The following is a 1,779-nucleotide window of genomic DNA, read 5'->3' as shown; positions in this document are numbered from 1 at the left end:
TCGCGGCACCGTGCCAATCGCCGGCGAGCAGCAGGCGATAGGGCTCCGCCATGCCGGTCGTATCGCCAGGGTCGCTTTCAGGCGACAAGAGCAGCCGCCAGACGGCCAGTTCGGCGAACATCGCCCTCGTCGGCGACAGGCTTTCTGCCAGCTCGATCAGGCGAAGCGCCTCACTGGCGTCGCCTTGCCCAAGCCATGCCAGTTCGGCCATCGACGCCGTGTAAGGCACCAGCCGCTGCAGCTCCATTCCCCTGTCCAGGAACCGCTTCATTTCCTCCAGCACCGGCCCAGCCGGATCGCCTCGCCTTATGCGCAGTTTCGCCAGCGCGACCAGGGATGGGTAACGCACCAGGGCTGTCGTTGCAGCATCGTCGATGACGTCGAGAGCCATGGCCGCCGCATCGTCCCAAAGGCCGCGTCGCAAAAGCAGCTGCGCCTGCACGCCCCGCATATAGTCGCGCCAGGTCGCGAGGTCGTTCTCAACGCAATAGGCAATGCCGCGGTCGAGAAAGGATTGCGCGCGCACAAGATCGAGCTGGTTCATTTCGGCGCAGGCGCAATTGGTGAAGCCGCGTGCCGCGTGCTCCTGGAAGTTCTGCACGAGCGCGATTTCAAGGCTGCGGGCGAGGTGCAGCCGGCCCTTGGCCAGGTCAAGCCACTGCTCGGCCGAACCAAGATTGTTGAGCGCGTGGCAGATTATCTCCGGCTTGTTCAACCGTTCGGCCAGAGCGACTGCCTTGCCGCCAAGCAGCAGCGTCTCATCGAGCTTCTCGGCCAGCATCGCCAGCTGCGAGAGATTGGAATAGGCCATGGCAAGCTCCGGACTGGCAGGCGCCTGTTCCAGCAGTTCCACTGCCTGGGCCCCGAACAGGTCCGCCTGTTCGCGGTCACCCACCAGATAGGCGAAGCGCGACAGGCATCTGAGGCTGTCGCCCTCCCTGAGCGTGTCGCCCAGCGCCTGCTGTAGCCGGCGCGCCTGGCTCTGCGCCTCGATGGCCGCATCGATGCGGCCGATCAGATGGCATTCAAACGCATATCCTTCGTAAAGCCTCGCCCGGTCGCTCATCGGCAGGCTGTCGGCATGCCGCAAGGCGACCTCGTAGTAGCCGGCGGCATCGCGATGCGCGCCGACGCGGGAAGCCTCGCGCGCTGCGAGCGGGGCAAGCTCGCGCACCGCCTCAAGATTCTGGGCCTCCACCGCATGGTGCACAAGCCTTGCGGTAGTCACCTCGGCGTTTTCCTGCAGTGCGGAAAGCGCGCGTTGGTTGAATTCGCGCCGACGGCTCGAGGTCAGCGCCATCTCGATGGCGCGACGGGCGATCTCGTGCCGGAAGGCGTAGCCATCGCCGAGATCGTCGAGCAAGCCATTCGAGACACATTCCGCCAGCTGGCCGGCGCTGGCGACGCCACAGAGGCCGCGCAGCGCCCAGGCATCGGCGCGGCGTGGAAACACAGACACCGCGTCGAGCATCGAGCGCGCTCCCGGCGACAGGCGCTCGGCACGCGCCAGCACGGCGTCGCGGACGCTGGCCGGCGGGATCATCTCGCTTTCGGCAGCCAGCAATTCGGTGACGAAGAAGGCGTTGCCCGCGGTGGCGCGATAGATTGCGCTGCCGTCGCGGTTGGCTGCTTCGGCAAGCGACAACACCGCCGCCTCGCTGAGCAGTGGCACTTCGATGCGCTGGACGTTGCCGGCTGGAATTTCGCCGAGCACCCGGCGCGCACGCATCTGCCCTTCGCTGCGGTCGGTGCGTGCCGTGAACAGCACCAGCATATGCG

The 1,779-nt window shown here is 66.4% G+C and carries 1 protein-coding gene; it reads right to left on the bottom strand.

Annotated features, from left to right (window positions below; all coding sequences use genetic code 11):
* Positions 1–1,779 (bottom strand): helix-turn-helix transcriptional regulator (locus FJ980_RS30550; RefSeq protein ID WP_140547304.1); only part of this gene is annotated, 1,779 nt, incomplete at both ends.

Source organism: Mesorhizobium sp. B1-1-5 (assembly GCF_006443065.1).
Lineage (GTDB): Bacteria > Pseudomonadota > Alphaproteobacteria > Rhizobiales > Rhizobiaceae > Mesorhizobium.
Note: the sequence above shows the minus strand (reverse complement) of the source record. Positions and strands in the feature narration are given on the sequence as shown.